21 protein-coding genes are annotated in these 24227 nt (G+C 33.3%); 3 read left to right on the forward strand and 18 right to left on the reverse strand.

The annotated features are described in order from the left end of the window. Nucleotides 1–542 precede the first annotated feature (542 nt). From ERL59_RS09240 to ERL59_RS09285, 10 genes are all read right to left on the reverse strand, one after another. A complete protein-coding gene (locus ERL59_RS09240) occupies nucleotides 543–647 on the reverse strand; it encodes a hypothetical protein (protein WP_160645926.1) in 105 nt (34 codons plus the stop codon). Between the two features lie 710 nt (nucleotides 648–1357). Continuing rightward, the gene (locus tag ERL59_RS09245; RefSeq protein ID WP_160645927.1) at nucleotides 1358–1663 is read right to left on the reverse strand and encodes a hypothetical protein; all 306 of its coding nucleotides are present in this window, start codon (nucleotides 1661–1663) and stop codon (nucleotides 1358–1360) included. Between the two features lie 950 nt (nucleotides 1664–2613). Continuing rightward, nucleotides 2614–3078, reverse strand: coding sequence for a low molecular weight protein-tyrosine-phosphatase (locus ERL59_RS09250; protein WP_160645928.1), 465 nt, complete (start codon nucleotides 3076–3078; stop codon nucleotides 2614–2616). Nucleotides 3079–3416: 338 nt separating this feature from the next. Next, nucleotides 3417–3677 (reverse strand): hypothetical protein, encoded by a 261-nt coding sequence (locus tag ERL59_RS09255; protein ID WP_160645929.1) that lies wholly within the window; start codon nucleotides 3675–3677, stop codon nucleotides 3417–3419. Between the two features lie 171 nt (nucleotides 3678–3848). Next, nucleotides 3849–4613: a protein-glutamine gamma-glutamyltransferase gene (locus tag ERL59_RS09260; protein ID WP_160645930.1), complete on the reverse strand. Its 765-nt coding sequence runs from the start codon at nucleotides 4611–4613 to the stop codon at nucleotides 3849–3851. A gap of 243 nt (nucleotides 4614–4856) precedes the next feature. Next, nucleotides 4857–6632: an ABC transporter ATP-binding protein gene (locus ERL59_RS09265; RefSeq protein ID WP_160645931.1), complete on the reverse strand. Its 1776-nt coding sequence runs from the start codon at nucleotides 6630–6632 to the stop codon at nucleotides 4857–4859. 15 nt (nucleotides 6633–6647) lie between these two features. Continuing rightward, complete coding sequence (locus tag ERL59_RS09270) at nucleotides 6648–7457, reverse strand: metal ABC transporter permease (protein ID WP_201763518.1); 810 nt, start codon at nucleotides 7455–7457, stop codon at nucleotides 6648–6650. Nucleotides 7458–7479: 22 nt separating this feature from the next. Beyond that, nucleotides 7480–8274, reverse strand: a complete 795-nt coding sequence (locus ERL59_RS09275; protein ID WP_160645932.1) for a metal ABC transporter ATP-binding protein — start codon at nucleotides 8272–8274, stop codon at nucleotides 7480–7482. Between the two features lie 27 nt (nucleotides 8275–8301). Then, complete coding sequence (gene fni, locus ERL59_RS09280) at nucleotides 8302–9354, reverse strand: type 2 isopentenyl-diphosphate Delta-isomerase (RefSeq protein ID WP_160645933.1); 1053 nt, start codon at nucleotides 9352–9354, stop codon at nucleotides 8302–8304. Between the two features lie 380 nt (nucleotides 9355–9734). Next, entirely contained in the window at nucleotides 9735–10724 is a 990-nt protein-coding gene (locus tag ERL59_RS09285) for an alpha/beta fold hydrolase (RefSeq protein ID WP_160645934.1), read from the reverse strand. 184 nt (nucleotides 10725–10908) lie between these two features. Between ERL59_RS09285 and ERL59_RS09290 the strand changes: the two genes are divergently transcribed. Next, on the forward strand, nucleotides 10909–11817 hold the full coding sequence (locus tag ERL59_RS09290; RefSeq protein ID WP_160645935.1) for a fumarylacetoacetate hydrolase family protein: 909 nt from the start codon (nucleotides 10909–10911) through the stop codon (nucleotides 11815–11817). An 88-nt stretch (nucleotides 11818–11905) separates the two neighbouring features. Here ERL59_RS09290 and ERL59_RS09295 read toward each other — a convergent pair whose 3' ends face one another. From ERL59_RS09295 to ERL59_RS09305, 3 genes are all read right to left on the reverse strand, one after another. Further along, nucleotides 11906–13171 (reverse strand): methyl-accepting chemotaxis protein, encoded by a 1266-nt coding sequence (locus ERL59_RS09295; RefSeq protein WP_160645936.1) that lies wholly within the window; start codon nucleotides 13169–13171, stop codon nucleotides 11906–11908. 58 nt (nucleotides 13172–13229) lie between these two features. Beyond that, nucleotides 13230–13997: a DUF817 domain-containing protein gene (locus ERL59_RS09300; protein ID WP_160645937.1), complete on the reverse strand. Its 768-nt coding sequence runs from the start codon at nucleotides 13995–13997 to the stop codon at nucleotides 13230–13232. A gap of 69 nt (nucleotides 13998–14066) precedes the next feature. Further along, nucleotides 14067–15584 (reverse strand): MDR family MFS transporter, encoded by a 1518-nt coding sequence (locus ERL59_RS09305; RefSeq protein WP_160645981.1) that lies wholly within the window; start codon nucleotides 15582–15584, stop codon nucleotides 14067–14069. Nucleotides 15585–15801: 217 nt separating this feature from the next. Between ERL59_RS09305 and ERL59_RS09310 the strand changes: the two genes are divergently transcribed. Both ERL59_RS09310 and ERL59_RS09315 read left to right on the forward strand, forming a co-directional pair. After that, complete coding sequence (locus ERL59_RS09310) at nucleotides 15802–17409, forward strand: ATP-binding protein (protein ID WP_160645938.1); 1608 nt, start codon at nucleotides 15802–15804, stop codon at nucleotides 17407–17409. 46 nt (nucleotides 17410–17455) lie between these two features. Beyond that, nucleotides 17456–18136, forward strand: a complete 681-nt coding sequence (locus ERL59_RS09315) for a response regulator (protein WP_160645939.1) — start codon at nucleotides 17456–17458, stop codon at nucleotides 18134–18136. Nucleotides 18137–18158: 22 nt separating this feature from the next. Here ERL59_RS09315 and ERL59_RS09320 read toward each other — a convergent pair whose 3' ends face one another. From ERL59_RS09320 to ERL59_RS09340, 5 genes are all read right to left on the reverse strand, one after another. Beyond that, nucleotides 18159–19163: an SAM-dependent methyltransferase gene (locus ERL59_RS09320; protein WP_160645940.1), complete on the reverse strand. Its 1005-nt coding sequence runs from the start codon at nucleotides 19161–19163 to the stop codon at nucleotides 18159–18161. A gap of 63 nt (nucleotides 19164–19226) precedes the next feature. Further along, nucleotides 19227–20585 carry a tryptophan 2,3-dioxygenase gene (locus ERL59_RS09325; protein WP_160645941.1) on the reverse strand — a complete coding sequence of 453 codons (1359 nt, stop codon included), beginning with the start codon at nucleotides 20583–20585 and terminating at the stop codon, nucleotides 19227–19229. Between the two features lie 297 nt (nucleotides 20586–20882). Further along, nucleotides 20883–22373 (reverse strand): tripartite tricarboxylate transporter permease, encoded by a 1491-nt coding sequence (locus ERL59_RS09330; RefSeq protein ID WP_160645942.1) that lies wholly within the window; start codon nucleotides 22371–22373, stop codon nucleotides 20883–20885. A gap of 18 nt (nucleotides 22374–22391) precedes the next feature. After that, nucleotides 22392–22850, reverse strand: coding sequence for a tripartite tricarboxylate transporter TctB family protein (locus ERL59_RS09335; RefSeq protein WP_160645943.1), 459 nt, complete (start codon nucleotides 22848–22850; stop codon nucleotides 22392–22394). A 156-nt stretch (nucleotides 22851–23006) separates the two neighbouring features. Further along, nucleotides 23007–24056 (reverse strand): tripartite tricarboxylate transporter substrate binding protein, encoded by a 1050-nt coding sequence (locus tag ERL59_RS09340; protein WP_160645944.1) that lies wholly within the window; start codon nucleotides 24054–24056, stop codon nucleotides 23007–23009. Nucleotides 24057–24227 lie beyond the last annotated feature (171 nt).

Raw genomic sequence — 24227 nt, forward strand, 5'->3', positions numbered from 1 at the left:
TGATTACAAACATTACCAATCAAAAAATAAATGTTACTTTGTATCATGTATGGTGATCCTTTTAAGGAGCAAAGATATGATTTTGATTAATGATTAGTTAGTTCTCTTGAACAAATGGAACAGTTCCAACTAATGAATGTTTGACACATTCACCTAGGGACTGTTCTCTTTATTTTAATAACGTAGAAACCTCACTACATCAAATCATAGTGAGGTTTCCATTTAGGCATAAAAATGAGCGCATGTTTTTGATAATTACCTCTTATTACTAAGAGTTGATATATCATATGTTCAAAGACTTCATTTTGTATAGCCAAGTACCCGTAGACAATTACACATTTTTAAAAGTTTTTCACTAGAAGTGCAACTCTCTATTAGCACTTATTAATACCAATCTCCTAATAATGAACGTATCTATAGTATGTATTTAATGATAAAAGACAAGTTACAATTCAATAAAAATGTCACTTATCCCAAATTGTTAGCGTATTTTATTAAATTAAATTTCAATGGAGAAAGATTCTCCATTGAAATTAAGAATATTAATATTTAGAAACAGCTGCAATTAAAATAATAACTAAAAGGATGAATAGTACTAAAACAATAGCTGCAGTTCTGCTTGAACCGTATCCACTGTAACAACTCATTATATCCCCTCCTTTGTATTTGGAATAATATATATTATGTAGTTCATATTTGTCTGGTATAGACACATTACATGCATGTTAAAAAATGTGCATTTTACCTAAACTATTAAGTAAATACTGTATTCCCATATCTAAATTCCTATCCTTTATATAAACATTCCCATTCACATAATAAAGGTAAAAGCCTCACTGGATCACATACAAAATAAAAAATTATAAGGATGTGTTAGTGTTTTTAATGATTCAAAATGTGACTGTTGTGTCTGCTATGAATTAAACTACATGACATACAACTTAAACCGACAAAAAAAAGTACAGGAGATTGTAGTTGTTATGAAGATCCAACTAATAATTGAACCTCTATTAGGTTAAAATGTTGTTTTAAAGATACCGTTTTCTACTTCTATTATTGAATACGTAGGCTAAGGAATTGTTATATTTGGAGGGTTTGAAGGAGCTATACAACAAATAAATATCTTATCTACTTGTGAAACAAGTTTCGTTGATCCACAATAAAATTATTTTACACACAGTTAGGAATATTGATGAGATATGAAGTGACTTATAATGAAAAACTACTCTTCAATAACAATAATGAAGATAAATGGTTTATATATTCATTTATCTTCATTACTGTTATAATCTACACCGATTCTGATAATTTTGCACCCTTATACCATAATAGGGAAATACCTAAAAAAATTTCCCCTTTAATCCTTTTTTAAATTGCTTAAATGTGGCCATAATTGCTTTTGTCTGGCCTCAGGATCAGTTATCTCAGAATCCTTAGTAGTTTGCAAATGACCAATATTTTTTTTCACAACCATTAAATCATCCCTGCCTACTTGAACGCTATTAGATGATTGAACTTCTGTAACACACAATACTTCTCTTGCATTCAAGTTATTATTTTCTCCAGAGTTATTATTAGTTGGTATGGTTTCATCAAATAAAAAGAAACTTCCAGATATTATCATCTCCTTTGCATTTTTAAATGTGACTAGATATTCCTTCATTCATTGTTCCTCCTCAAAATAAAAATAATCAGAATTAGTGGCATTAAACGACACATATATTAAACTTTTCTCAAAGTACGTTCTCCATTTCTGTATATTTTTTTGTTTTATGTATTGAACTTTATCTTTAAGTCACTATTTGTATTAAGTTCTAAAAAAAGATACCTGTTTTTTAGAATACAAAAAGCACCCAATTAGAAGATAAGGTGCTGTGTTGTTCAAAAAAATTATTATTAAGCAACTGGAAAAATGTTTAATATTGATAAGTTCAGCTTTTTTATTGATTTCAAGTTTCTTAAAGTTTAGCACATCACTTCTACTGTCTATGGATGCTGTGTATATTTCAAAATCAGAACATAGTTAGACTAAATTACATTTATAATATGAATATTTACCAGCTTCACAGTGTCATCTATCATAACATGCCTGTTTTTTAAAGTCTATTAGCATTTATTTCCTTTTAATGGATTATTTTAACTATAGAATCAATTAGATCATTTCAATAGTAAACACCCTTCCGTTTAACTGTTCAAGTAATCTATAAAGTAATTACAGTTGCTTTAAGTCTTCCAGATGCAGCACCTAAAATCGTACAGACTTACTTCAGTTTTATAGCATTTTACTACATCAAGATGATACATTTTGATTCCTGCAATTGGATTATCAATAACTTCAAGAAAGATTGTATTGCTAGTTCATATTTTTCACTTCAAATGGGGACCTATTACTGAATTTTGAGTTTTAGAATCAAATTCATCAAGTGATTTTAATCAGTATTTTATTTTTTTTAGTTATATTTTTTTTGGTAAATGGAATAATATATTACGCAAGCTGTCTGTACTAGTCCTTATTAAGAGCCATCTCTTAGTAAGGACTTTCTTTTTATTCAGTGAATAATAACCTTTCCCCAAAAAAAAGAACGCCTTATTAGCGCTCGTTTAAGAATAAAATCACTTCATATTTTTTATCATTGTTTCTAAAAGCTGCTCACAGCTGGAATCAATCATCTCATATACTTCATCAAAATTACCAGTAAAATAAGGATCAGGAACGTTTGTGATCTCACTTGAAGGTAAAAACTCTAACATTCTGTAAATCTGAATCTCTTTATCTTTTGAAAGCATTTTTAAATCCTTCAAGTTTTTTTCATCCATCGCAATAATGTAATCAAAATCATTCATATCTTCAACTACAACTTGTCTTGCTTTTAAACCGGTATAATCCACTTCATATTCATCTAAAATATTCCTAGTTCCTTCATGTGGTGGATTACCTATATGCCAATCTCCAGTACCAGCAGAATCCACTTCTATTTTGTTTTGCAATCCTCTCTTATTCACTTTATGTCTAAAGACAGCCTCTGCCATTGGAGAACGACAAATATTTCCTAAACAAACAAATAAAACTCGAATCACTGTTTAACCACCTATGCTTTCATAATATCATTCGCCCAATTATAACTTGTATAAAAACAGATCTCAACAAAAATGGACAAATAACTAGGGGCATTCGTTTGATTTTTATGTAAATTGGTGAATTCGTCCAGTCAAATAACATGGAACTTCATACTATGTATTATCAAAAAAAAGAATGTCTATTTTCAACAATATTCCAATACTAAGCTGCCCAGTCACTCATAAATGAGACAAATAGTTATACAGTAATAAAGTCAAGGGAAAAAAGTAATATTATAAAATCCACGGAATAGATGGGCATATCTATTCCGTGGAAAAACAGACTTTTTGCATTAAATTTAACACAGAAGCCCTCTACTGAGAATAATAACAAGAAGGATAAACAATACAAGGACAACAGCAGCCCAATTGTATCCTCCTCTTGGACAGTGGTGTTTTGATACAGCTGCTGGCGCTATATTCTCATAGGCTGGTGCTATATTTTCATATTCAGCTGCCAAGGCTGGATTCACATCATATGCTGGCATTACATTGGATGCTGGCATTACATTGGATGTTGGTAATACATTTGCTGGAGCATAAGGATTAACATTATTCATAGTTCTTCTTCCTTTCTATGGTTTATTTGAGGTGTTCCATACTAGTTTATTGCGGATAGACGTTTGTGGACTGGGTATTTAACCATTCTTTCTATTTTTGTGCTAATGCGGAGTTTGTACTTCGTTTCAAACAAACCATTTTGATACTACACTTCAAAGGAAATAACTTCATTACATATATTGTGGTGTATACATCGTAGTATACTCATACAGTCTTTTGTAATCTGGTCTTGTTGCTTGATCTAATAAAAAAGCAGATCTCGTACTTCCTGGATAGCGGAATGAATTTAATTCCGCAATCATACCTTCCTTTGGTTTAATCCCAACACCATGACCAAAATAAAGTCCATTTCCCATATAAACAACATTTTCACCCTGCCATTGAGGAGTACTAGGATCTACATCTGGATTGTCGAAATATAAAATATCACCCGGGAAATAGTCGTATCTTCGGGTAGTAATTAGATGTAAATCTTTATCATACTGCCAGGCCCATAAATATAAATTTTGAAACAAATGATTAAATCTCTCTACGCCTAAAGACTGCATTACTGCTTTGTATAACACAATAACCATGCCGGTAGCACATTCAAACCCATATTCAGAGCCATTAACGAAAATGTCATTTATGGCATCTGAAGGTCGTACTCCTGGAAGTAACCTCAAAGCTCCATTTCTTTCTGTAAACCAATATCTTGGATTTGCTCTTGAATATCTAAACGTAGCAAACGAAGCATCACTATTATTTAATAATTTTGCAGCTTCGGTGATATTCTCTCTCATTTGGAGTTCAAAATCTAATTCTTTGGCAGAAGAATATGAATATACCGCCTGACTATTGATCATTTGTCGTAAAATATCCCTTTGAAATTCAGATAACGTCATTTGTGATTCAAGTTGTGGGAATGTTACATATCGATTGTTGATTCGTATCATTCTCGTACCGTCTCCCCTCTATACAATTGCCTATACAACAGCTTATGAAATTACATAGAGGAGGTTCCTAAAGAAAACTAACTGATTGGCGAGCTTTTTTAAGCGAAGACAGAAGGATAGTTACCCGTTCATAGAGGAATTGGGATCAGGATGTGTTAATGCTAAGGTTATGAAAGCAGAACATTTTACATGGATGTAGTGTGATCTAATCGGCTAATCCATTGAGGATAAATCAATTTTGTATTAATAATTTGTAGTTTTAACAGGTGAATCTGAAGTAAGGTTCTGTACATTATATAAACGTGCATAACCTCCTCCTGTTTTCATTAATTGTTGATGAGTACCCATTTCTTTAATTTGACCATCTTCCATATACACAATTTTATCAGCATGTGTGATTGTGGAAAGACGATGAGCAACAATGAGTGTTGTTCGATCTTTTGCTAAACGGTCTAACGATTTTTGAATCAAGGCTTCTGATTCTAAATCTAGAGCTGAGGTGGCTTCATCCAAAATTAATATTTGTGGATCTTTGAGGAACACTCTTGAGATAGCAACACGTTGTTTTTGCCCTCCAGATAATTTCACTCCACGTTCACCAATTTCAGTATCATACTTATTAGGAAGCTCCAGAATAAAATCATGTGCATTTGCAGCTTTGGCAGCTTGAATCATCTCTTCTTCTGTAGCATCAGGTTTTCCAAACAGAATGTTTTCACGGACAGAGCCACTGAATAAAATGTTATCTTGCTGCACCATTCCAATATTTTCGCGTAAACTTTTTGTTTGAATATTTGTAATATCATGACCATCTATACGAATAACTCCTTGATTGATATCAAAAAATCGAGGAATTAATCCTACAAGTGAAGACTTACCCCCTCCACTCATCCCTACTAAAGCAACTGTTTCCCCTGATCGTATCGAAAATTGAATATCTTTTAAAATAGGCTCCCCATCTTTTAGATAGCTAAAAGTAACATGATCAAATTGGATATCTCCTTTTACGTTTCTAATAGGATAGGCATGAGGAGCATCTACAATATCGTATGGCTCTTCCATGAACTCCACCATTCTTTCTAAAGATGCTGCAGCTTGCGTTAATACAGTAGAGGAATTTACCAAACGACGTAATGGACTGTACAACCGATCCAAATAACCAAAAAAAGCAACAAATGCTCCTAAAGTCAGATTTCCTTGAATCACTTGATAACCACCATAACCGATGACAAGAAGTGGTGCGATATCAGTAAGTGTATTAATAATTGAATGAGTTAGTGCATTCCATCGAGTTTGTTTCAAAGCTTTATCTAAATAGATACTATTTCTTTTTCCAAATCTGTCTCGTTCAACTTTCTCCAATGTAAAACTTCTAATGACTGGTATTCCTTGAATTCTTTCATGTAAATAAGCCTGAATTTCGGCTAAAGCTTGTGAACGATCCTTTGTTAATTGTTTCAAACGTTTATACAATATTTTTACTGCAATCGCATACAGAGGAAAAATCGATATCGCGATTAGTGCGAGTATAGGGTTTAAATAAAACATAAAACCTAGAGCAATTGTAAGCGTAAATAAATCTAACCAAATATTCATCAAACCGACTTCTACTATACTCTTCGTTTGCTCAACATCGTTAATAAATCGAGAGATGATTTCTCCAACCTTTCGGTTTTGATAAAAACGAATGGATAATTTCTGAATATGATCAAATAAACGATTACGGATATCAAACAATATACGACTAGTAGCAAGTTGAGCAAAATATTGCCTTAAGTATTCAATAGGCCATCTCACAATAATAAATAAAATGAGGGCACCTACAAGTAGGTAAACAAGCTTTGAAACCTTCTCATTAACAGCCATTTCATCATTTGTAAGTAAACCATCTATGACATACTGCATCATTAAAGGTAGTGTTAAAGGAATGCCAAATTTGATTACCCCTATAATGATCGTGATAAAAATTAATTTCCAATAGGGCTTTACAAATTGAAAATACGTTTTAAATGGACTCATCATTGTCTGCCCCTTCTATAAAGATTTTTTTCTGGAAAATAAAAACGAAAGCATTAACAGAGCAATAGACAACAATACCACCGTACCTCCAGGAGCAAAATTCCAAATCCCAGCAATGATTAAACCACCCATCATTGCAATTTCAGAAAAAATAATTGCCATCCACATCGTATGTCGAAAGCTCTTTCCAACTACTAAACTACATGCAACTGGAATCGTAATTAAAGCTGATACTAATAATGCTCCAACTATTTTTATGACCACACTAATCACAAGCGCGGTTAAAGTCGTAATTAAAATGTTATAAAGTCGCGTAGAAAGACCGCTTACACTAGCGGCATCTTCGTCTAGTGTAACTAAAAATAATTCCTTATAAGAAATAACAACAAATGTAATTACAATCAAAGTTACGGCAAAAACGATCCAAATATCAGCAGTGTTCAGTGCAACAATACTTCCAAACAAATAATCCTGTACATTGATATTGAATCCTTTACCTGATGTAAATAAAACAGAGGCAAAGGCTATACCTCCAGACATAATAATAGCAATCGATAATTCTGCGTAGCTTGGATAGGCCTTTCGTAATTTCTCTATTGCAAAAGATGCAATAAGCGCAAAAACAATTCCAAGAGCAAGAGGATAGACCTCAATGATAAAACCTAAAGCCACTCCAGCAATGGAAACATGGGATAAAGCATCCCCAATCATGGATAATCTTCGCAATACGATAAACACACCAATTAATGGTGCAACAATTCCTATTAAAAAACCTACAAACAGTGTTTTTTGAAAAAAAGGAAATAAAAATATATCTAAATCCAAAATTCAATCCTCCAAAATCAAATCATATTTTTAAAGCTTCACCTTTTATGAATCCTTTCAAAGAGTGTGTTAAATCTGTTTCAACACAATCTTCCAAGTCATGTGAATGCTTCACATAAAACTTTAACTTTCCAGAAGTATGTATTGCTTCATGCCCTAAATAGGAATACATCATATCAACATCATGTGACACCATTAAAAAAGTAATATTATGCTGCTTATGCATATGTTGAATCATATGAAAAAAACTTTCTTGTGTTTCGGCATCAATACCAACCATAGGTTCATCTAGAATGAGTAAATCTGGATTATTGATTAAAGCTCGTGCTAAAAATGCACGTTGTTGTTGACCTCCGGATAAGTTCCCAATTCGACGATGAGCTAATTTTTCAATACCAAGTGCTTGAAGTGAATCATCACATTTCTCTAATTCTCTTTTTGTTAATCTTTTAAACATTTTTTTCTTTCCGTATAAACCAGAGAGCACAATTTCCTTCACAGTAGCAGGAAAAAATGGATTCATTGCATTTTTTTGAGGCACATAACCAATTCGATCCCAATCTCTAAACTCTGATATCGGTTGATCAAACAATCTAATATTGCCACTTACAGGTTTAATCAAGCCTACAAGCATTTTTAACAATGTAGATTTACCTGCACCATTTGACCCAATTAAACCAACAAAATCTCTCTCAAAAATTTTAAAATTCAAATTTTGAATCACAGGGGTTTTATTTTCATAATAAAACGAAACATCTTCTATGGAAATGATACATTCATGACAATGATCAAAACGATTATTATTCAATTCATTCATTTTCATTCTCCTAACTTCATTCTGCTTTTACATTCTTTTAGCATAGGATTTATACTCAATATTTCTACACTCACACCATTCTTTGGTTGTGCCGGTAACAACCAGCGAAGCATTTACTAGTTTTTCAACGCGTGGTTTTCCAAGCATCGTCATGATCAATTTGATTTGTTCATGCCAATTTTGAATCCTATGTATCGCTTTCTCAACTCCCTGTTCCTTTAAAAGAGACAACACAGGGGATGCCAATCCAATCGCCTTGGCACCTAAAGCAAAGCTTTTCACCATATCAAGTGGATTTCGGATGCCTCCAGAGGATATAAAATCAATCTCAGTTTGATATTTAGCAGACTCAATCAAAGAAACAACTGTGGACTGCCCCCACTCATTTATAAAATCAAAATCTTTGCCTTCTCTTCGCTGATTTTCTATCCAAGCAAAATTGGTACCACCCTTGCCTCCAACGTCAATAATGTGTATTCCAATACCTTTCAGAGTTTCATATGTCTCTTTACACATTCCAAATCCAACTTCTTTTACAATGACAGAAACAGGTACTTTTTCTTTTATATGATGTATTTTTTCAATCATGCCTTTAAAATGTCGATCTCCCTCTGGCATCACTAACTCTTGCGGGATATTTAAATGTAACTGAAGCATATCCGCTTGCACCATTTCAATTGCTTCCAACGCATCCTCTACCGTACTATCTGCACTTACATTTGCAAAAATAATCCCTTTTGGATTTACTTTACGCACTACCTCATAAGTGCGAATAAGTTTATGATTTCGCAAAGCTGCTTTTTGTGAACCTACAGCAAGTGCCATTCCCGTTTCCTTAGCAATAACTGCTAAATCATGATTAATTTGTTCAGTAGAAAAAGCCCCGCCCGTCATCGCATTGATAATCAAAGGAGAAGTCAAATTTAATCCTCCTAAATTCACATTTACATTGCACTCCTGAACATCCATTTCAGGTAAGGAGCGATGAATAAAATGCAACTCATCAAATGATAAATAACGCTCACTTTTATTTGATTGTAGGGCTAAGTTTAAATGATCCAGCTTTCTTTGTTCTCTCATTCACTTTTCCTCTATATGTTTTATTTAGTTATCTATAATATAAACCATTCTTTCATATTAAAATCATCATGCTACATTATAGCTTATAAGATAAGATTTGAACATTTCAGTTGTACAAGTTCCAAATATTAAATCGTAATAATTACTATTTGTATTCTGAATTATACATGAAATTCTTTTAATGTGTCTATCTTTTAGTTATTGTAAGTTTAACATTTTACAGCAAACTAAAAGAATCCACTTTGAAAAAAAGATTGATCAAAATAGATTCTAATTAAATCCATACGCTGATTTTCAATAAATCCTTCCAGTGTTTTATCTAAATTCTTTAATCCCTTTAATTTAACAGTGGAATATGGATTTTCATATTATCATACTAGTTAGTGGCTTTTAATCACTGATATACAAATATCGTAAAACTTATCGGGCTCTTCAAAATTAGGAGAATGAGCAGATTTTTCAAACCAAACTAACTCTTTTTTTGGAGATAGCAACGTATGATAATACTCTTCAATTAACTCATGGGGAGTTTGATAGTCATGACGACCCACGCACAAATATACAGGAACTTTAAATTTATTCACATCTTTTAATAAATCAACTTCCATTAAATCTTCCCATAAATTCTTTAATGAAAAAAGTATGCCATTCTTGATCGTCCTAATCCAATCTAAAAATGTATATTCTTTAAATGCTAAGTACTTTATCAAAAGTTTTAGAAAAGTACTCCCATGAACTGATCCCCCAAATTTTTCCAACCACCTTCTTTGTATACGCAAACCATTCAAACTTTTATATGGTGGAGGACCTATTTTTATTAATTGTCTAATCGCCTTTTTATTATTTGTTTCTTTTGCTTTATCAAGCGCAAAGGAATAAGAAATACTTTCTCCTCTCTTCATGTTCACTACTTGGCCCACTCCTATATATGCATGTATTAATTCAGGATATTTATATGCTGTAATTGAGCCAAGAAAACTTCCCCAAGAATGTCCAACTAAATATAATTTTTCCTGAATGAAACGTTTTAAAAGAGTATTAATTAGTTCATAAATATCAGAAATAAATTGATTAATATTCATTGATTCTCCAGCAATATCTGAAGAGTAAGATTTACCTGCTCCTCTTTGATCCCAATTAACTACAACAAAGCTTTCTTCTAATTTCTTTTGCGATTTTGGTGCAAAACCTATTTGAGCTGAACCAGGACCACCATGTAAGAAAAGTAGTAACGGAGAATTTATATCTTTTCCTCTCATGAGAACATATTGATTTATTCCTCCAATCATCATTACCTCTAAGGAAGCAATACTATCTTTTATTATTCTTCCCTTTGAATCTCTAAAACTAGGTGTTCTACTTTTAATCATTTATATCCCCCTATATATTAAATAATGTATTCAACTTATAAATTACCAATATAATTTCTTTTTAATAACAATGATTTCTAACTGCTAGTCTATAAAAATGGCTTAACAATCACCAATGAATTATCTAATCATAGATTTCGTATGTTAAAATAAAAATAAATACATAAGGTTAGGAGAATGACGGATGAGATTTGTAACAGCAGAAAAAGACAATAGAACATTTATTGGAGTCACTAATGAACAGCTTTCATATGTCCTCGATCTTACTTTAGCAGATAAAACCAAACATCAAACAGCTCAGTTACCAGCTACAATGATTGAATGTATCGAATTAGGAGAGCAATTTCTAAGTTTAGCTAGTTCCCTGGAACAATGGATCATAGAAAATCCTGATCAGAATAAATTCAAATATCAAATAGATGATATCAAATTACTTGCCCCCATCCCTAGACCAACAAAAAATGTATTTTGTATTGGAAAAAACTATAAAGATCATGTACTCGAGATGGGCAGTGAAGCTGATCTTCCATCCGATCCCATCGTATTTACAAAACCCCCTACAGCTGTAATTGGAAACGAAGATATTATTTTAAATCACAAACAAGTGACAGATGAATTAGATTATGAGGGTGAGCTTGCTGTTATTATTGGTAAAAAGGGTACAAACATCACAAAAAAACAAGCTTTAGATTATGTGTTTGGATATACGATCATAAATGACATAACAGCTAGAGATTTACAAAAAAAACATAAGCAATTTTTCATAGGAAAAAGTTTAGACTCTTCCTGCCCAATGGGACCTGTTATCGTGCATAAGACAGAAATTAATAACCCAAATCACTTAAACTTGCAAACGAAAGTAAATGGTGAAATAAGACAAAAGGCAAATACGGAATTATTTATTTTTGATGTAGAAACCATTATCTCTATTATTTCAAAAGGGCATACATTAGAACCTGGTGATATCATAGCAACCGGAACTCCTGCTGGTGTTGGAAAAGGATTTAAACCACCCCGTTTATTGCAACCAGGGGACCAGATTGAAATTTGGGTAGAAGGTATAGGGGTTTTAAGGAACACAGTGGAACACTAAAATCAATTTAGGATAGATAAAGTTATTAAAAAAGGTTATCCATACTCGTTTTTCTAAAACAAAATGGATAACCTTTTTGTGCAATTTATTACACCTTAAATTTCTGAATCATTTCCTGTAAATCAAACGCTAATGCATTTAGTTGACTTGCAGAAGCGGATATTTCTTCAGTGGAAGCATTTTGCTCTTCCGTTAAAGCAGCAATTTGTTGAGATTTAGCAGATGAACTATCAGACACTTCTACAACCTCTTTCGCTAAATCAATCATATCTTTGAATCCTGCATGCATCTGCTGCATCGTTGCTGACACATCTTGAAATTCATGGGATACTTCTTGAATCTTATTCACAATCTCATTAAAGGTTTTCCCAGTTCCTCCAACTAACGAATAACTTTGATCAAATGAAGCTTTGCCTTCTTCTATTGCCGTCACAGCCTGCCCCGCTTCATCTTGGATTTCTTGAATCAACTTACTAATATCTTCAGATGCTTTTGCTGATTGTTCTGCTAGTTTTCTTACTTCTCCTGCAACGACTGCAAAACCTCTACCATGTTCACCCGCACGTGCTGCTTCAATGGAAGCATTTAAGGATAGAAGATTCGTTTGCTGAGATATGTCTGTAATCATTGTAATAATTTTGCCGATCTCCTGTGATTTTTCATCAAAGGATTTCACTATATTTGAAGTATAAGTTACTTTCTCTTCTAGAGATTTCATTTGCTCCATACCTGCTTGTACAACTTGATTTCCATCAACTGCTTTATCATTTGTTGATTTTGTCATTTCAGATATAGATTGAATGGAACCCGTTATTTGACCAATTCCTTCTGAAATATCATTTACAGATTGATAAGTATCTGTAATTTTCATAACCTGTTTTTCTGATCCAAAAGCTACTTCATGAACTACTTTTGTTATTTCATCAATCGACTGATAATTCTGTTCAGTAATTGCAGATAGTTCATTTGATTGATCAGTTACCTGGTTAGAAACCTGGGTAATTTTATGTATTAGATTCTTCCACTGATTAGCCATCTCATTCATCGCTATAGCGATCGGTTTTAATTCCCCTACTTTTTCCACATTAATTTTAGAAGACAAATCACCTGCAGCCATTTGATTGACTCCATTTATAATATCTTTCATAGGCATAATAAATCTTTTAAAGTTTAGTATAGTTATGATAGAACCTATGATCACTCCACCGACTGTTATTCCAATCGTATTCAACCAAAATAATTTCCCTTGTAAATCAATTATAAATCCAATAGAAACCCCTAATAATACACCTCCAAAGATGATGAGTATTATTGTCCGGAATAAATAACGATAAAGTGAAACCGTACCCTTCATTCTATTACCCCTTTACTTTAAAAAATAAGTTATTAATAAGGTTTATTATACCATTTTATCAAGTTTGCAACTGTTCTTTTACATATTTCAACTCTGAGATGATCATAAAAGTGATAACAACCAATAAAAACCACGAGGTTATTTTACTGAAATGAACTAGCTGCCAAAAGTTTGATTGATTAGGATACTGCCAAGCTCCTAAAAAAGTTGAAATATTTTCTGCAATCCAAATGAAAAAACCAATTAGGAAAAAAGATAATGTAACAGGCATACGATAAACTTGATTCATTAATGTGAATAAAACCCGAGTTCGATAAAATAAAATAAACAATAATCCGATCAAGACCCATCTTATATCAGGTAGGACATAGTTCGTAAAAAAATTAACATATATGATTACACCTAAACCCCACACCATCTTTCGATTTGGCCAATAAATCAGCGTGAGTTTTAATCTTCGCCATGCTTGACACATGTAACTTGCTACACTAGCATACATAAAGCCACTATATAACGGAACACCTAATATTTTTGTATAAGCTTCCTCTGGATAAGACCACGATCCAATATTCACTTTATAAAGTTCTAAAACAAGTCCAATTAAATGAAAAACGAAAATAACTTTTAACTCATCCATTGATTCTAATTTACTTTTCACCATAAACCATTGTATAAAGATACAACTCATCAATATAAAATCGTAACGTGGTAAAAAGGGAATTTGTATAACTTTAGAGACTGCAAGCGTTAAAAATATACTTACTGGAAAAATACACGACATTGCTTGATGGTATACAAAAAATAAAAATTGTTTCAAATACTTCATTATGTTATCTCCTATAAAGTTATCTGTTATTGATCACAATTGCATTTAGATGAGAGTAGTTGCATTCATTTACGTCAAAGCTTCTTTTGGTTTTTTCTTCTTTGTTTCTGCTGCTTTCAAACGTTCCTTCCCCATCATCATAACGAATAAGAAAGAAATAAGCGGTAAGAAAATCGACCAAAAAAATAAATTAGAAATTGAATCTGCCAAAAAGGTAGTAATTACTTTTAACAAATCCTCAGGGATGAGTTCCCTGTTTTCTGGAGCAAATAAACTAGTTGCATCTCCCATAAAACTAGGATCGCTTTGACCAAATGAGCTTTCTATCTTACTACTGAAATATTGTGATTGAATCGCCCCAAAAACCGTGACTCCAATTGCAGCACCTATCGTTCTGAAAAAAGAAAGAAGCGATACTCCAACCCCTTTATATCGACCATCAATATTTTGTAAAGCAGACAAATTAAGTACTGATAATGAAGCACCTATACTTAATCCAACGAAAATCATATACATCGTAATCATCAGTCTTGAAGTGTCCCCATCAATGGTTGATAAAAGCGTTAATGCAATCGTTAATAGAATGGTTGATCCCAACATTACAGTTCGATAAGACAAACGATCTACGAGTTTCCCTCCAATAATACTGCTTGCTACTACACCTAACATCATAGGTGTCAACGTTTGACCAGAGGCGCTAGCAGATTCACCATAAACCCCCTGTACAAATATAGGAATGTATGTTGAACAGATCACCATTGCCGCTCCGAAGAACAAGCTGATGAGCTGACTAGAAGTAAACAGATTCTCCTTAAACAATCCAATAACAACAATCGGTGACTGTACACGTTTTTCTACATAAATGAAAGAAACAAACAATAGAACAAATATGCTAAACAACCCGATAATGAACGGGGACGTCCAAGCGTATTGATCTCCACCTAGTTCTATTGCAAACATTAAACTTAACAGTCCAACAATAAGAATGCTAGCCCCAGCCCAGTCAATTTTTTGCTTCTGTAAGCTAAGTGTTTCTTTATAAAAACGTGTAATTAGAATAAAAGATATAATACCAATTGGTATGTTAATATAAAAAACCCATCGCCAATCCAGGTAATCCGTAAAAAAAGCACCTACAGCAGGGCCAAAAACACTGGAAATGCCAAAAACAGCTCCAAATAATCCATTCATTTTCCCTCTTTTTTCGGGAGGAAATATATCAAAGATAATAGCAAAAGTGATCGGCATTAAAGCACCTCCACCAATCCCTTGAATAGCACGAAAAAAAATTAACTGTGACATATTCAAAGCCAATCCACACAAAACAGAACCGATTAAAAAAACGACCAACCCAATTAAGAAAAATAATTTACGGCCATACATATCCGATAATTTTCCGAAAATAGGAGTCGATACTACTGTTGCAATCATATAAGCTGAAAATACCCATACAAAATATTCATATCCACCTAACTCTGAAACGATAGTTGGCATAGCGGTCGCCACAATCGTTTGATCCAATGATGCTACAAATAATCCTAATAATAGTCCCATAACTGCAAAGTTAGAATTCGTCTTCTGGTTCATCAATATTCTATTACCTCCAAAACGAAATATACCCAGATTTTATCATAGGATACATGATAGCATGGGTTATTTTTTTCACAAAAAGGGATAGATACAAAATGTAAGCGTTTCGCTCTATTATTTGATACAATATACTTACTAATAAACCAATTTAATAAGTGAATAATAACCATAAACTCTTAATCTAACAACTATCCAATAAAGTGAGTTGTTTTTCATGAAACCTCTAAAACTTCAAACTAAGATGGCACTATTAATCTTAACTTTACTCGTTTTTGTCATCGTGATTCTAAGCAGTGTGTTTGCCTATTTTATCTCTAACAGCTTAGAAGATCAAATAGGCAGCCGTGCTTTAAACATAGCAAAAACTGTTGCTATCATGCCTGAAATAAGGGGAGGATTTAAAACTGAAAAGCCTTCCGCTATTATTCAACCTCTTGCTGAGCAAGTCCGTATTCAAACAGGTGCTCAATTTGTTGTTATAGGTAATATTGATTCTGTCAGGTATTCTCATCCTGTAGAAGAACGTATTGGACAAACCATGGTTGGAGGAGATAACGATCGAGCATTACTTCATGGTGAATCTTATACGTCTAAAGCTACAGGTACATTAGGTCCATCATTGCGAGGGAAAACTCCGATTTTTGATGAAGCTGGTGAAATTATAGGAATTGTGTCCGTAGGTTTCTTAATTGAAGATATTGAACTGATTTTAAATTCATATCAAAGGAAAGTATTATTGCTAACGATATTTGTTTCTTTCATCGGAATTATTGGTGCTTTATATATTGCTAAAGGATTTAAGAAATCAATATTCGGTTTAGAGCCCAGGGAGATTGCCAGTTTGTTTCTAGAAAAAAATGCAATCTTAGAATCCATACATGAAGGCATCATTGCGATCAATGCAGATGGGAACATCACATTAGTAAATCAAAAAGCGTATCAAATCATAAATAAACACCCTTCAGAAAATATAATTGGAAAAAATATATTAGAAGTGTTGCCACATACTAAAATGTTAGACGTTTTACAAACTAAAAAGAGTCAGTTTAATCAAGAGCTAAAGATTGGAGCAAACGATATCATTGCAAATCGAGTCCCTATTTTTGATAAAAATCAGATTGTGGGTGTTGTTTCTAGCTTTCGTAATAAAACAGAGATTGATCAGTTAACAAATGAACTTTCGCAAGCTCAATCCTATGCTGAAGCTTTAAGGGCACAAACTCATGAGTACTCAAATAAACTCTATACGATCTCTGGCTTGATTCAATTAGCCTCTTATCAGGAAGCCATTGATTTTATTACTAAAGAAACAACGGACCATCAAAATTTAGTCGAATTTTTAATGTCAGCCATTCCAGATACAATGATTGCAGCATTAGTACTTGGAAAATACAATCGTGCACATGAGCTGAAAATTGAATTGATTATTGACAATGAAAGCAGTATGAAAGATATCCCCCATGAATTAAATCGAGAGAAAATCGTCACGATTATAGGTAATTTGATAGATAATGCATTTGACGCTACTAAAACTAACGATATAAATAAAACTGTGAAAATATTTATGACTGACATTGGTAATGATCTCATCTTTGAGGTTGAAGATTCTGGATCAGGTATAGATGAACAAGATTTACCTTATATCTTCCAAAAAGGTTTCAGCACTAAACATGGTGAAGATCGAGGAATAGGTTTATATCTAGTAGATAATGCCGTAAAATATTTAAATGGTTATATTACTACATCGAAAAGTGAACTTGGGGGTACTGTTTTTACAGTGATACTACCTAAGAATACCCAAAAAGTGAACGATAATTCATAGATGATATATCCCTTGTCAAAAACTTAAGCAACAAGGAGGTAGTTACATGCAGAACATTCGGATATTTATTGTAGAAGATGATCTCAAAATAGCAGAAATTAATCGTCGTTTTACAGAGAAAATTCCTGGGTATGAAGTATGTGGGATATCCACAAATTTAACAGAAGCAAAGGAAATGATTGACATCCTTCAACCTGATTTAGTATTGTTGGATATTTACTTTGCGGATGGGAATGGCATTGATTTGTTATGGTTTATACGTCAGCAATACAGGAATACGGATGTCATCATGATCACAGCTGCAAAAGAGGTAGAAAGAGTGCAAAGCGCCATTAGAGGTGGCGCAATTGACTATATCATTAAACCGATTATTTTCCAACGCTTTCAACAAACTTTAGAAAAATACAAAAACTATAAAGAACAAATATCAACGATGAGTCATGTAGATCAAAAACAAGTTGATCATTTATTTGATACGGTTCATAAACAGACAAAGCCATCTGAATACCTTATTCCAAAAGGAATTGACCCTATAACGCTAGATAAAATAAAAAATCATATTAAACATGAAGTAAACGGTATAACTGCTGAGCAACTTGGAAAAGAAATCGGTGTAAGCCGCACTACCTCCCGTAGATATTTAGAATATATGGTATCCATTGGAGATGTACGTGCAGAATTGACATATGGAAGTGTTGGTCGCCCTGAGAGAAGATATTTTCTATGATAAATAATCTCATAAGTAAGAATCACACCTTGAGTAAATAAAGGTACGTATAAGGTGTTCCAAATTCTATACACTTTTCAACAGCTAATCCCGCTCTTGCAAACAACTCATCATATTCTTCTTTTTTGGGTATATATACACCCATGTAATTGTGGAGCAACTCATAACCTACATTAAAAATTGGCAGCTGTTCCAGCTCTTCTAATGAGGGTTTTTGTACTGTATCCGCAATCAGGAAGTATTTTACGTTGGGGAATGCTTCTCGTAAACGATCAAATAGTGTTTCACGCAAATCTGATATGTTATACAAATCATGCAACATCATGAAGCTACTAACTAATTCTACTTCTTCTAAAATAGAATGAAACTTATCAGTGCGAAAAGTATCAAGTACATTGGCGCATACCATTTTTAATCGATTTTCTAATCCATGCATTTTCACTTGTTCTTCAGCCATGCCAATAGCATCTGCACTAATATCAACCCCGACTCCATTGATATGAGAGTAACGCTCTGCCCAAGTGATTAGGCGTCCCCCATTGCCACAACCAAAATCAGCAATGGAATTCACATGAAGATGATCAAGCACATCAAACAACAATTTTTCCATAAAAGATCGATTGTTCATATCAGCCCCAAGGGCTACCATGCCTTCATTACGTAAATGTCCCCATGGCCGAGCACTTTTAGTAAGATTACCCAATTCACGGAACATTTCTCCGTAACCACCAACACTCCAAGTAAAATAGCCTAACATCTGGCGTAATTCTTCTCCCATTTCTGTTACATTCATTGTTCCATCTTTATTAAAATGAAAATAACCTAGAGCTTCGCCTGCTTTTAACAATCCTTGCAATTTTGAAAGATGACTATCTGTTCGAACAGCAATTTCTTCTATCGTTACATTCTCTCCTTTTTTTATCACATCAAATAATCCAATTTGCTGATAAGCAAAGGCAACATTTGCACCTACAAAACCATTAAAAAGCATGTCGGGATGAATAGGTTTAAGTTTTAATACTGGCAATTGAGATTCCTCCTATTAAAAAAATAAAAATATAATACTAAAAATGTTTATTTATCTCATGATTCAAGTCAATTCATTTTCATGGAGAAACGGAAATAATTTTCTTGAAGCATATTTCTCCAAATATGAAGGTCCTAGTGTATACCCTGTTCCTTGTTCATTACCGATCATTTTGACGGCCATCTTAAAATGCATATTGTTCCAAGATATGAATGTCTCTTCAAACCGCTTCATACACTTAATCCATTCTTCAAAAATAGGTTGCTTGCAAACGGACTCATCTGTCAAATAATCTCGCATATAAGTTTGAAAATTGGAAATGTTTCCTTTTAAATAATCTTTTTTTATACTGGGGACAGAATTGAAGGCTGGCGAATTTAATCGCTCTTCCAATGGCTCTGCTGCTAGTATCTCAATCAATTTATACTGTTTAGACTGTATTGCACTTGCACCTTCTGTATAAATACGAAAAGCAGCAAAGTTGTCTTTCTCCATCATCATCACAACTCTGAACAATGCAGGACCACAGTCAAGTATAGCTTTAAGTGTTTCCATAATAGTTATAGATTCTTTAAATTTTTGAATCTTAATTTGGGAGAGACAAGTTTGAAATCCTTTCACTACAATGCTGAAAATAGTTTCTAAACTTTGCAAGCATCTTATAAACATATACTCATCATGAATTGTGTACACTGGCAAAATGGCTAAATTTAATGCTTTTAATGATGACTCCGGCAGTTGTTCTAAAATATCTTCACTTACTTTGAGTAACATATCAGCAAGTTTCTTGCTCAATGTTTCATTTGAATCCAATTCTGTTTGCAAAATTTTTAATGTTTCGTCTAAATTTTTAGGTAACTGGAGAGTATATGAAAATGGACTATACACTTTCATGGCACGTAAAACATGAAAGATAATTCGCTTCAAATGATGGTTAGAAGATAAATTCCTTTGAAACCTCTTATCAGCTCCAATCAATGTATGGCATTCAAAACGAATAATATCAGATAGAATCGCAGCTAGATGTAAAATTTGAACCTCCAAATACTCAATAAATTCTAAGTCATCTGGAATAACTAATTCTGAAATAATTCTAGTTCCGGTATAAGTATGGTAATCATAAATCCCTTTATGTTTATCTAGAAGCATGACTAAAAACTGTTGTAATAAAAATGAATAAAAAGATTTATCCCCTGCTAATCGATGATTCACTTTTTCCTCAATTTGTAATAATTTGTTGAGAATCTCTTCACGAACAAAATGTTTACCCACTTTGTGGTAGTAGTCCAAGATCGTTTGGAATGGAAAATTTTCAAATAATGATTCTAAATGAGCACTCTCATTATCTAACAATGAAAAATAAATTTGGAGTTCATTCATGACTTTACTAGGTTCTATATCTAATGATAAGTTTGTTTTCATATCTAACCACTCCTTACTTTTTTAATAGAAGACAAGTAGTTAAAACAACAAAACAGTCCATACTAATTTGCTTCAACGCAACACAGAATTGAACATCACAAAATGCTTTATAAAACAACTAAACATTATTAACTTTACTTAATTATAACAATATAACCCTATATTTTCCATTAAATGCAAAAAACCCTACTTTAGCACTATATACTTAAAGTAGGGACAATTTTACTAGATAACGTTGAAATTTAAATTTAAACTCTAGTTAATTTGTAAGTAATTCATGTTATCTTTCCAACAGTTTTACTTCTGACTTTTTTTCATTTTACTTCTCAACAGTGGCAATAGAAGTGATAAAACAGATAAAGCAATTAAAACAGCTGAGATTGGACTTTGTACAAAGGTCAAATAATCACCTTTTGAAATGGTTAGAGCCTGACGAAAAGAAGTTTCCATCATCCCTCCTAAAATAAAAGCTAGGATCAGCGGTGCAGCTGGGAAGGATAACAATCTCATCACATACCCTAATATTCCAAAACCCAACAATAAATATAAATCAAATGTATTAAAACTAATGCCATATACTCCAATTAAACAGAATACGATGACAAGAGAAATTAACAACTTTTTCGGGATATATAATATTTTTGCGATCAATGGAATTAACGGTAGGTTTAAAATTAACAAAAAGATATTTCCGAAGTACATGCTAGCGATGACACCCCAAAATACATTGGGTTCTTCCTGCATTAACAATGGCCCTGGTGTAACCCCAGCAACAAGCAAAGCCCCTAGTAAAACTGCAGTTGTACCTGAACCTGGAATACCTAACGTTAACAATGGCACAAACGCACCACTTGTAGCCGCATTATTCGAAGCTTCTGGTGCAGCTAAACCTTTTATATTTCCTTTTCCAAATGTCTCTGGATTTTTAGATATTCGCTTTTCAGTAATGTAAGACAAAAATGATGAAATGGTTGCTCCTGCTCCTGGAAGAACTCCAATGATGAATCCTAATACTGAGTGTCTTGCTATTGGACCAGAAATTTCTTTTGCCTCTTGTTTTGTAACTCTTAAACTTCCAACTTCCGATTCCTTACTATTATTTTTTTTATTCCTACTTAACACTAAATTGGTTACTTCCGCTAATGCAAACAACCCTAAAGCAATGACTAAAAAATCGATTCCATCCAATAAATTTACTGAACCAAATGTAAATCGTGCAGTACCTGTTAATAAATCTCTACCCACTGATGCAATCATAAGACCTAAAACCGCAGAGATTAATGCTTTTATCGTTGACCCTTCCGACAAACTTGAAATGGCTGACAACCCTAAAAACATTAATGCAAAATATTCAGTTGATCCAAATTGAGTAGCAAAACTGGCCATCATCGGTGCTACCAACATTAAAGCAAAAACACTAATCGTACCACCACCAAATGATGAAATTGCGGCAATAGCTAATGCTTTCCCTGCTTTCCCCTGTCTCGCTAAAGGATATCCATCAAATGAAGTAGCTACTGTTCCTGCAACTCCTGGAGCATTTAATAAAATAGATGAGGTTGAACCTCCAAAAATAGCACCGTAATATACACCAGCCATTAATATTAAAGCTGAGGCAGGCTCCATCCCATAACTTAAAGGAATCATGATCGCAATTGCAGAAATGGGTCCCAAACCTGGGAGCATTCCAATTACCGTTCCAGACAACACTCCAATAAAAACAAATAGCATATTTTTAAAACTCAATGCAACTGCAAATCCATTAATTATATTATCAAGAACTTCCATTAGATTTCCCTCCTTATTTTAAAATGGTAATATTCCTGATGGTAAAGATAGTCCAAGTAATTCATTAAAGGAAACATAAATAACGAGGGTAAATATACCAAAAATAATGAACATTCTTATCCAACTTGTGTAACCTAACATTCTTGAAGTAGCAGTCAAAAATAAAATCGTTACAATGATAAAACCAATGAACTCAAGCAATGTAATATATAAAAGTACAAATAAAACGATGAGTAATAACAAACCTATTTCCTGTTTTGATATGTTTCTTTTAGCTTTCTCTTGTTCTGTTTCCTCTTTATTTTCTATAAATAAAAAAACAGATAATATCAATAACAAATATCCTAAACCCTTTGGCATAATATCAGCATCAATTTTAGCAAAGGGTGAGGGTTCTATTTGATAACTATAAATTAAATAGATAATTGAGAATAAAAATATCACGATGGATACTTTACGATTCATGGAGTTTAACATTTTAGTCACCTACCACTCAAATTTATAAAATTCCCCTAACGCTGGCCCTAGGAGATATCGTCAAATCCTCTACTTTATGAATAAGAAGGATGGAGCTACCACCCTTCTCAAATGTTTTCATTTCATGATTTCTTTCTACAATATCTTTTGTTTTTACTATAATCCCAACTCTTCCATAAGAGCTTCATATACAGTGTATTGCTCATCTAAGAACTTACCAAACTCTTCACTGGACATAAAGTTGTCTTTCCATCCAAAGTTATCTCTTCTTTCTTGCCATAAAGCTGTTTCATACATAGACTCAATTGCACTTTCATAATACTTCACAGCTTCTGGATCCATACCTTTAGGAGCCATAAATCCACGCCAGTTAATGAATTCATCCTCAATACCTTGCTGTCTTAAAGTCTGAAATTCAGAGATTACGTCCCCTTCTAAAGGCTCTGGTGAAGTAATCGCCAATACTCTAACATTTCCTGCTTTAGCTTGCTCAGCAGCTTCAGCAAGGCCAGTAGAATATACATCAACATCGCCACCAAGTACTAGTGTCATACCACCGATATCTCCAGCAGGCAAGTAATCGATGGATGTAATATCTACGCCTGCAGCTTTTGCTGCTTTAATAAATTGAATATGATCCATACTACCTGGTGAAGAATCACCAGCTATTGTAATTGAACTTGGATCTGATTTAAGGGCTTCCATCACATCATTTATGTTTTGATATGGCGAATCCACATTCGTAACGAAGGCACCAAAATCAGCAATTACTCCAGCGATTGGTTCAAAATCATTGTGTCCTAATTCTGACCCTCCATTTAAAGGTACTAATAGGATAGGTGAAGAAGTAACAAATAACATATGATTGTCCCCTTGTTTACCATCTACATAAGACCATCCGATCGCCCCACCACTACCTGATTTGTTGACAACAGGCATTCCTTCACTAACAAGTTCTTCTTCAGTCAAAACCTGAGCTACTGTTCTGGCAGTTGTATCCCAGCCACCACCAGCTCCACCTGGTGCAACCACTTCAATCGGTTCACTTGGCTCCCACCCTTCAGCTTTCGGTTCTTCAGTCGTTGGTTCCTCTGTATTAGGTGTTTCTGCTGGTGTTTCCGGTTCACCTGATTCTCCTCCACAAGCTGCTGCAAAAATAAGAATAAATGAGAATAATAACATGAACCAAACTTTTCTATTTTTCATTAATATTCATCCCCTCTTTATTGTAATCGCTTACAGTTAAGAGTTTAATTGATACCATTTTAAAAGTGAATATTTTGTGAATATTAAAAGAAAAATCTATTTTGCTTATTTTGTTCATATTGTTCATGAATTACCATTGACGAGCCACAAAGGGAAAGACAGAAGGTGTAT

Source organism: Chengkuizengella marina (assembly GCF_009910845.1).
Lineage (GTDB): Bacteria > Bacillota > Bacilli > Paenibacillales > KCTC-33759 > Chengkuizengella > Chengkuizengella marina.

Coding starts and splice junctions, on each gene's coding strand:
- ERL59_RS09240 (WP_160645926.1), bottom strand. CDS start 647: ATGAGTTGTTACAGTGGATACGGTTCAAGCAGAACTGCAGCTATTGTT.
- ERL59_RS09245 (WP_160645927.1), bottom strand. CDS start 1,663: ATGAAGGAATATCTAGTCACATTTAAAAATGCAAAGGAGATGATAATA.
- ERL59_RS09255 (WP_160645929.1), bottom strand. CDS start 3,677: ATGAATAATGTTAATCCTTATGCTCCAGCAAATGTATTACCAACATCC.
- ERL59_RS09260 (WP_160645930.1), bottom strand. CDS start 4,613: ATGATACGAATCAACAATCGATATGTAACATTCCCACAACTTGAATCA.
- ERL59_RS09265 (WP_160645931.1), bottom strand. CDS start 6,632: ATGAGTCCATTTAAAACGTATTTTCAATTTGTAAAGCCCTATTGGAAA.
- ERL59_RS09275 (WP_160645932.1), bottom strand. CDS start 8,274: ATGAATGAATTGAATAATAATCGTTTTGATCATTGTCATGAATGTATC.
- fni (WP_160645933.1), bottom strand. CDS start 9,354: ATGAGAGAACAAAGAAAGCTGGATCATTTAAACTTAGCCCTACAATCA.
- ERL59_RS09285 (WP_160645934.1), bottom strand. CDS start 10,724: ATGATTAAAAGTAGAACACCTAGTTTTAGAGATTCAAAGGGAAGAATA.
- ERL59_RS09290 (WP_160645935.1), top strand. CDS start 10,909: ATGAGATTTGTAACAGCAGAAAAAGACAATAGAACATTTATTGGAGTC.
- ERL59_RS09295 (WP_160645936.1), bottom strand. CDS start 13,171: ATGAAGGGTACGGTTTCACTTTATCGTTATTTATTCCGGACAATAATA.
- ERL59_RS09300 (WP_160645937.1), bottom strand. CDS start 13,997: ATGAAGTATTTGAAACAATTTTTATTTTTTGTATACCATCAAGCAATG.
- ERL59_RS09305 (WP_160645981.1), bottom strand. CDS start 15,584: ATGAACCAGAAGACGAATTCTAACTTTGCAGTTATGGGACTATTATTA.
- ERL59_RS09310 (WP_160645938.1), top strand. CDS start 15,802: ATGAAACCTCTAAAACTTCAAACTAAGATGGCACTATTAATCTTAACT.
- ERL59_RS09315 (WP_160645939.1), top strand. CDS start 17,456: ATGCAGAACATTCGGATATTTATTGTAGAAGATGATCTCAAAATAGCA.
- ERL59_RS09325 (WP_160645941.1), bottom strand. CDS start 20,585: ATGAAAACAAACTTATCATTAGATATAGAACCTAGTAAAGTCATGAAT.
- ERL59_RS09330 (WP_160645942.1), bottom strand. CDS start 22,373: ATGGAAGTTCTTGATAATATAATTAATGGATTTGCAGTTGCATTGAGT.
- ERL59_RS09335 (WP_160645943.1), bottom strand. CDS start 22,850: ATGTTAAACTCCATGAATCGTAAAGTATCCATCGTGATATTTTTATTC.
- ERL59_RS09340 (WP_160645944.1), bottom strand. CDS start 24,056: ATGAAAAATAGAAAAGTTTGGTTCATGTTATTATTCTCATTTATTCTT.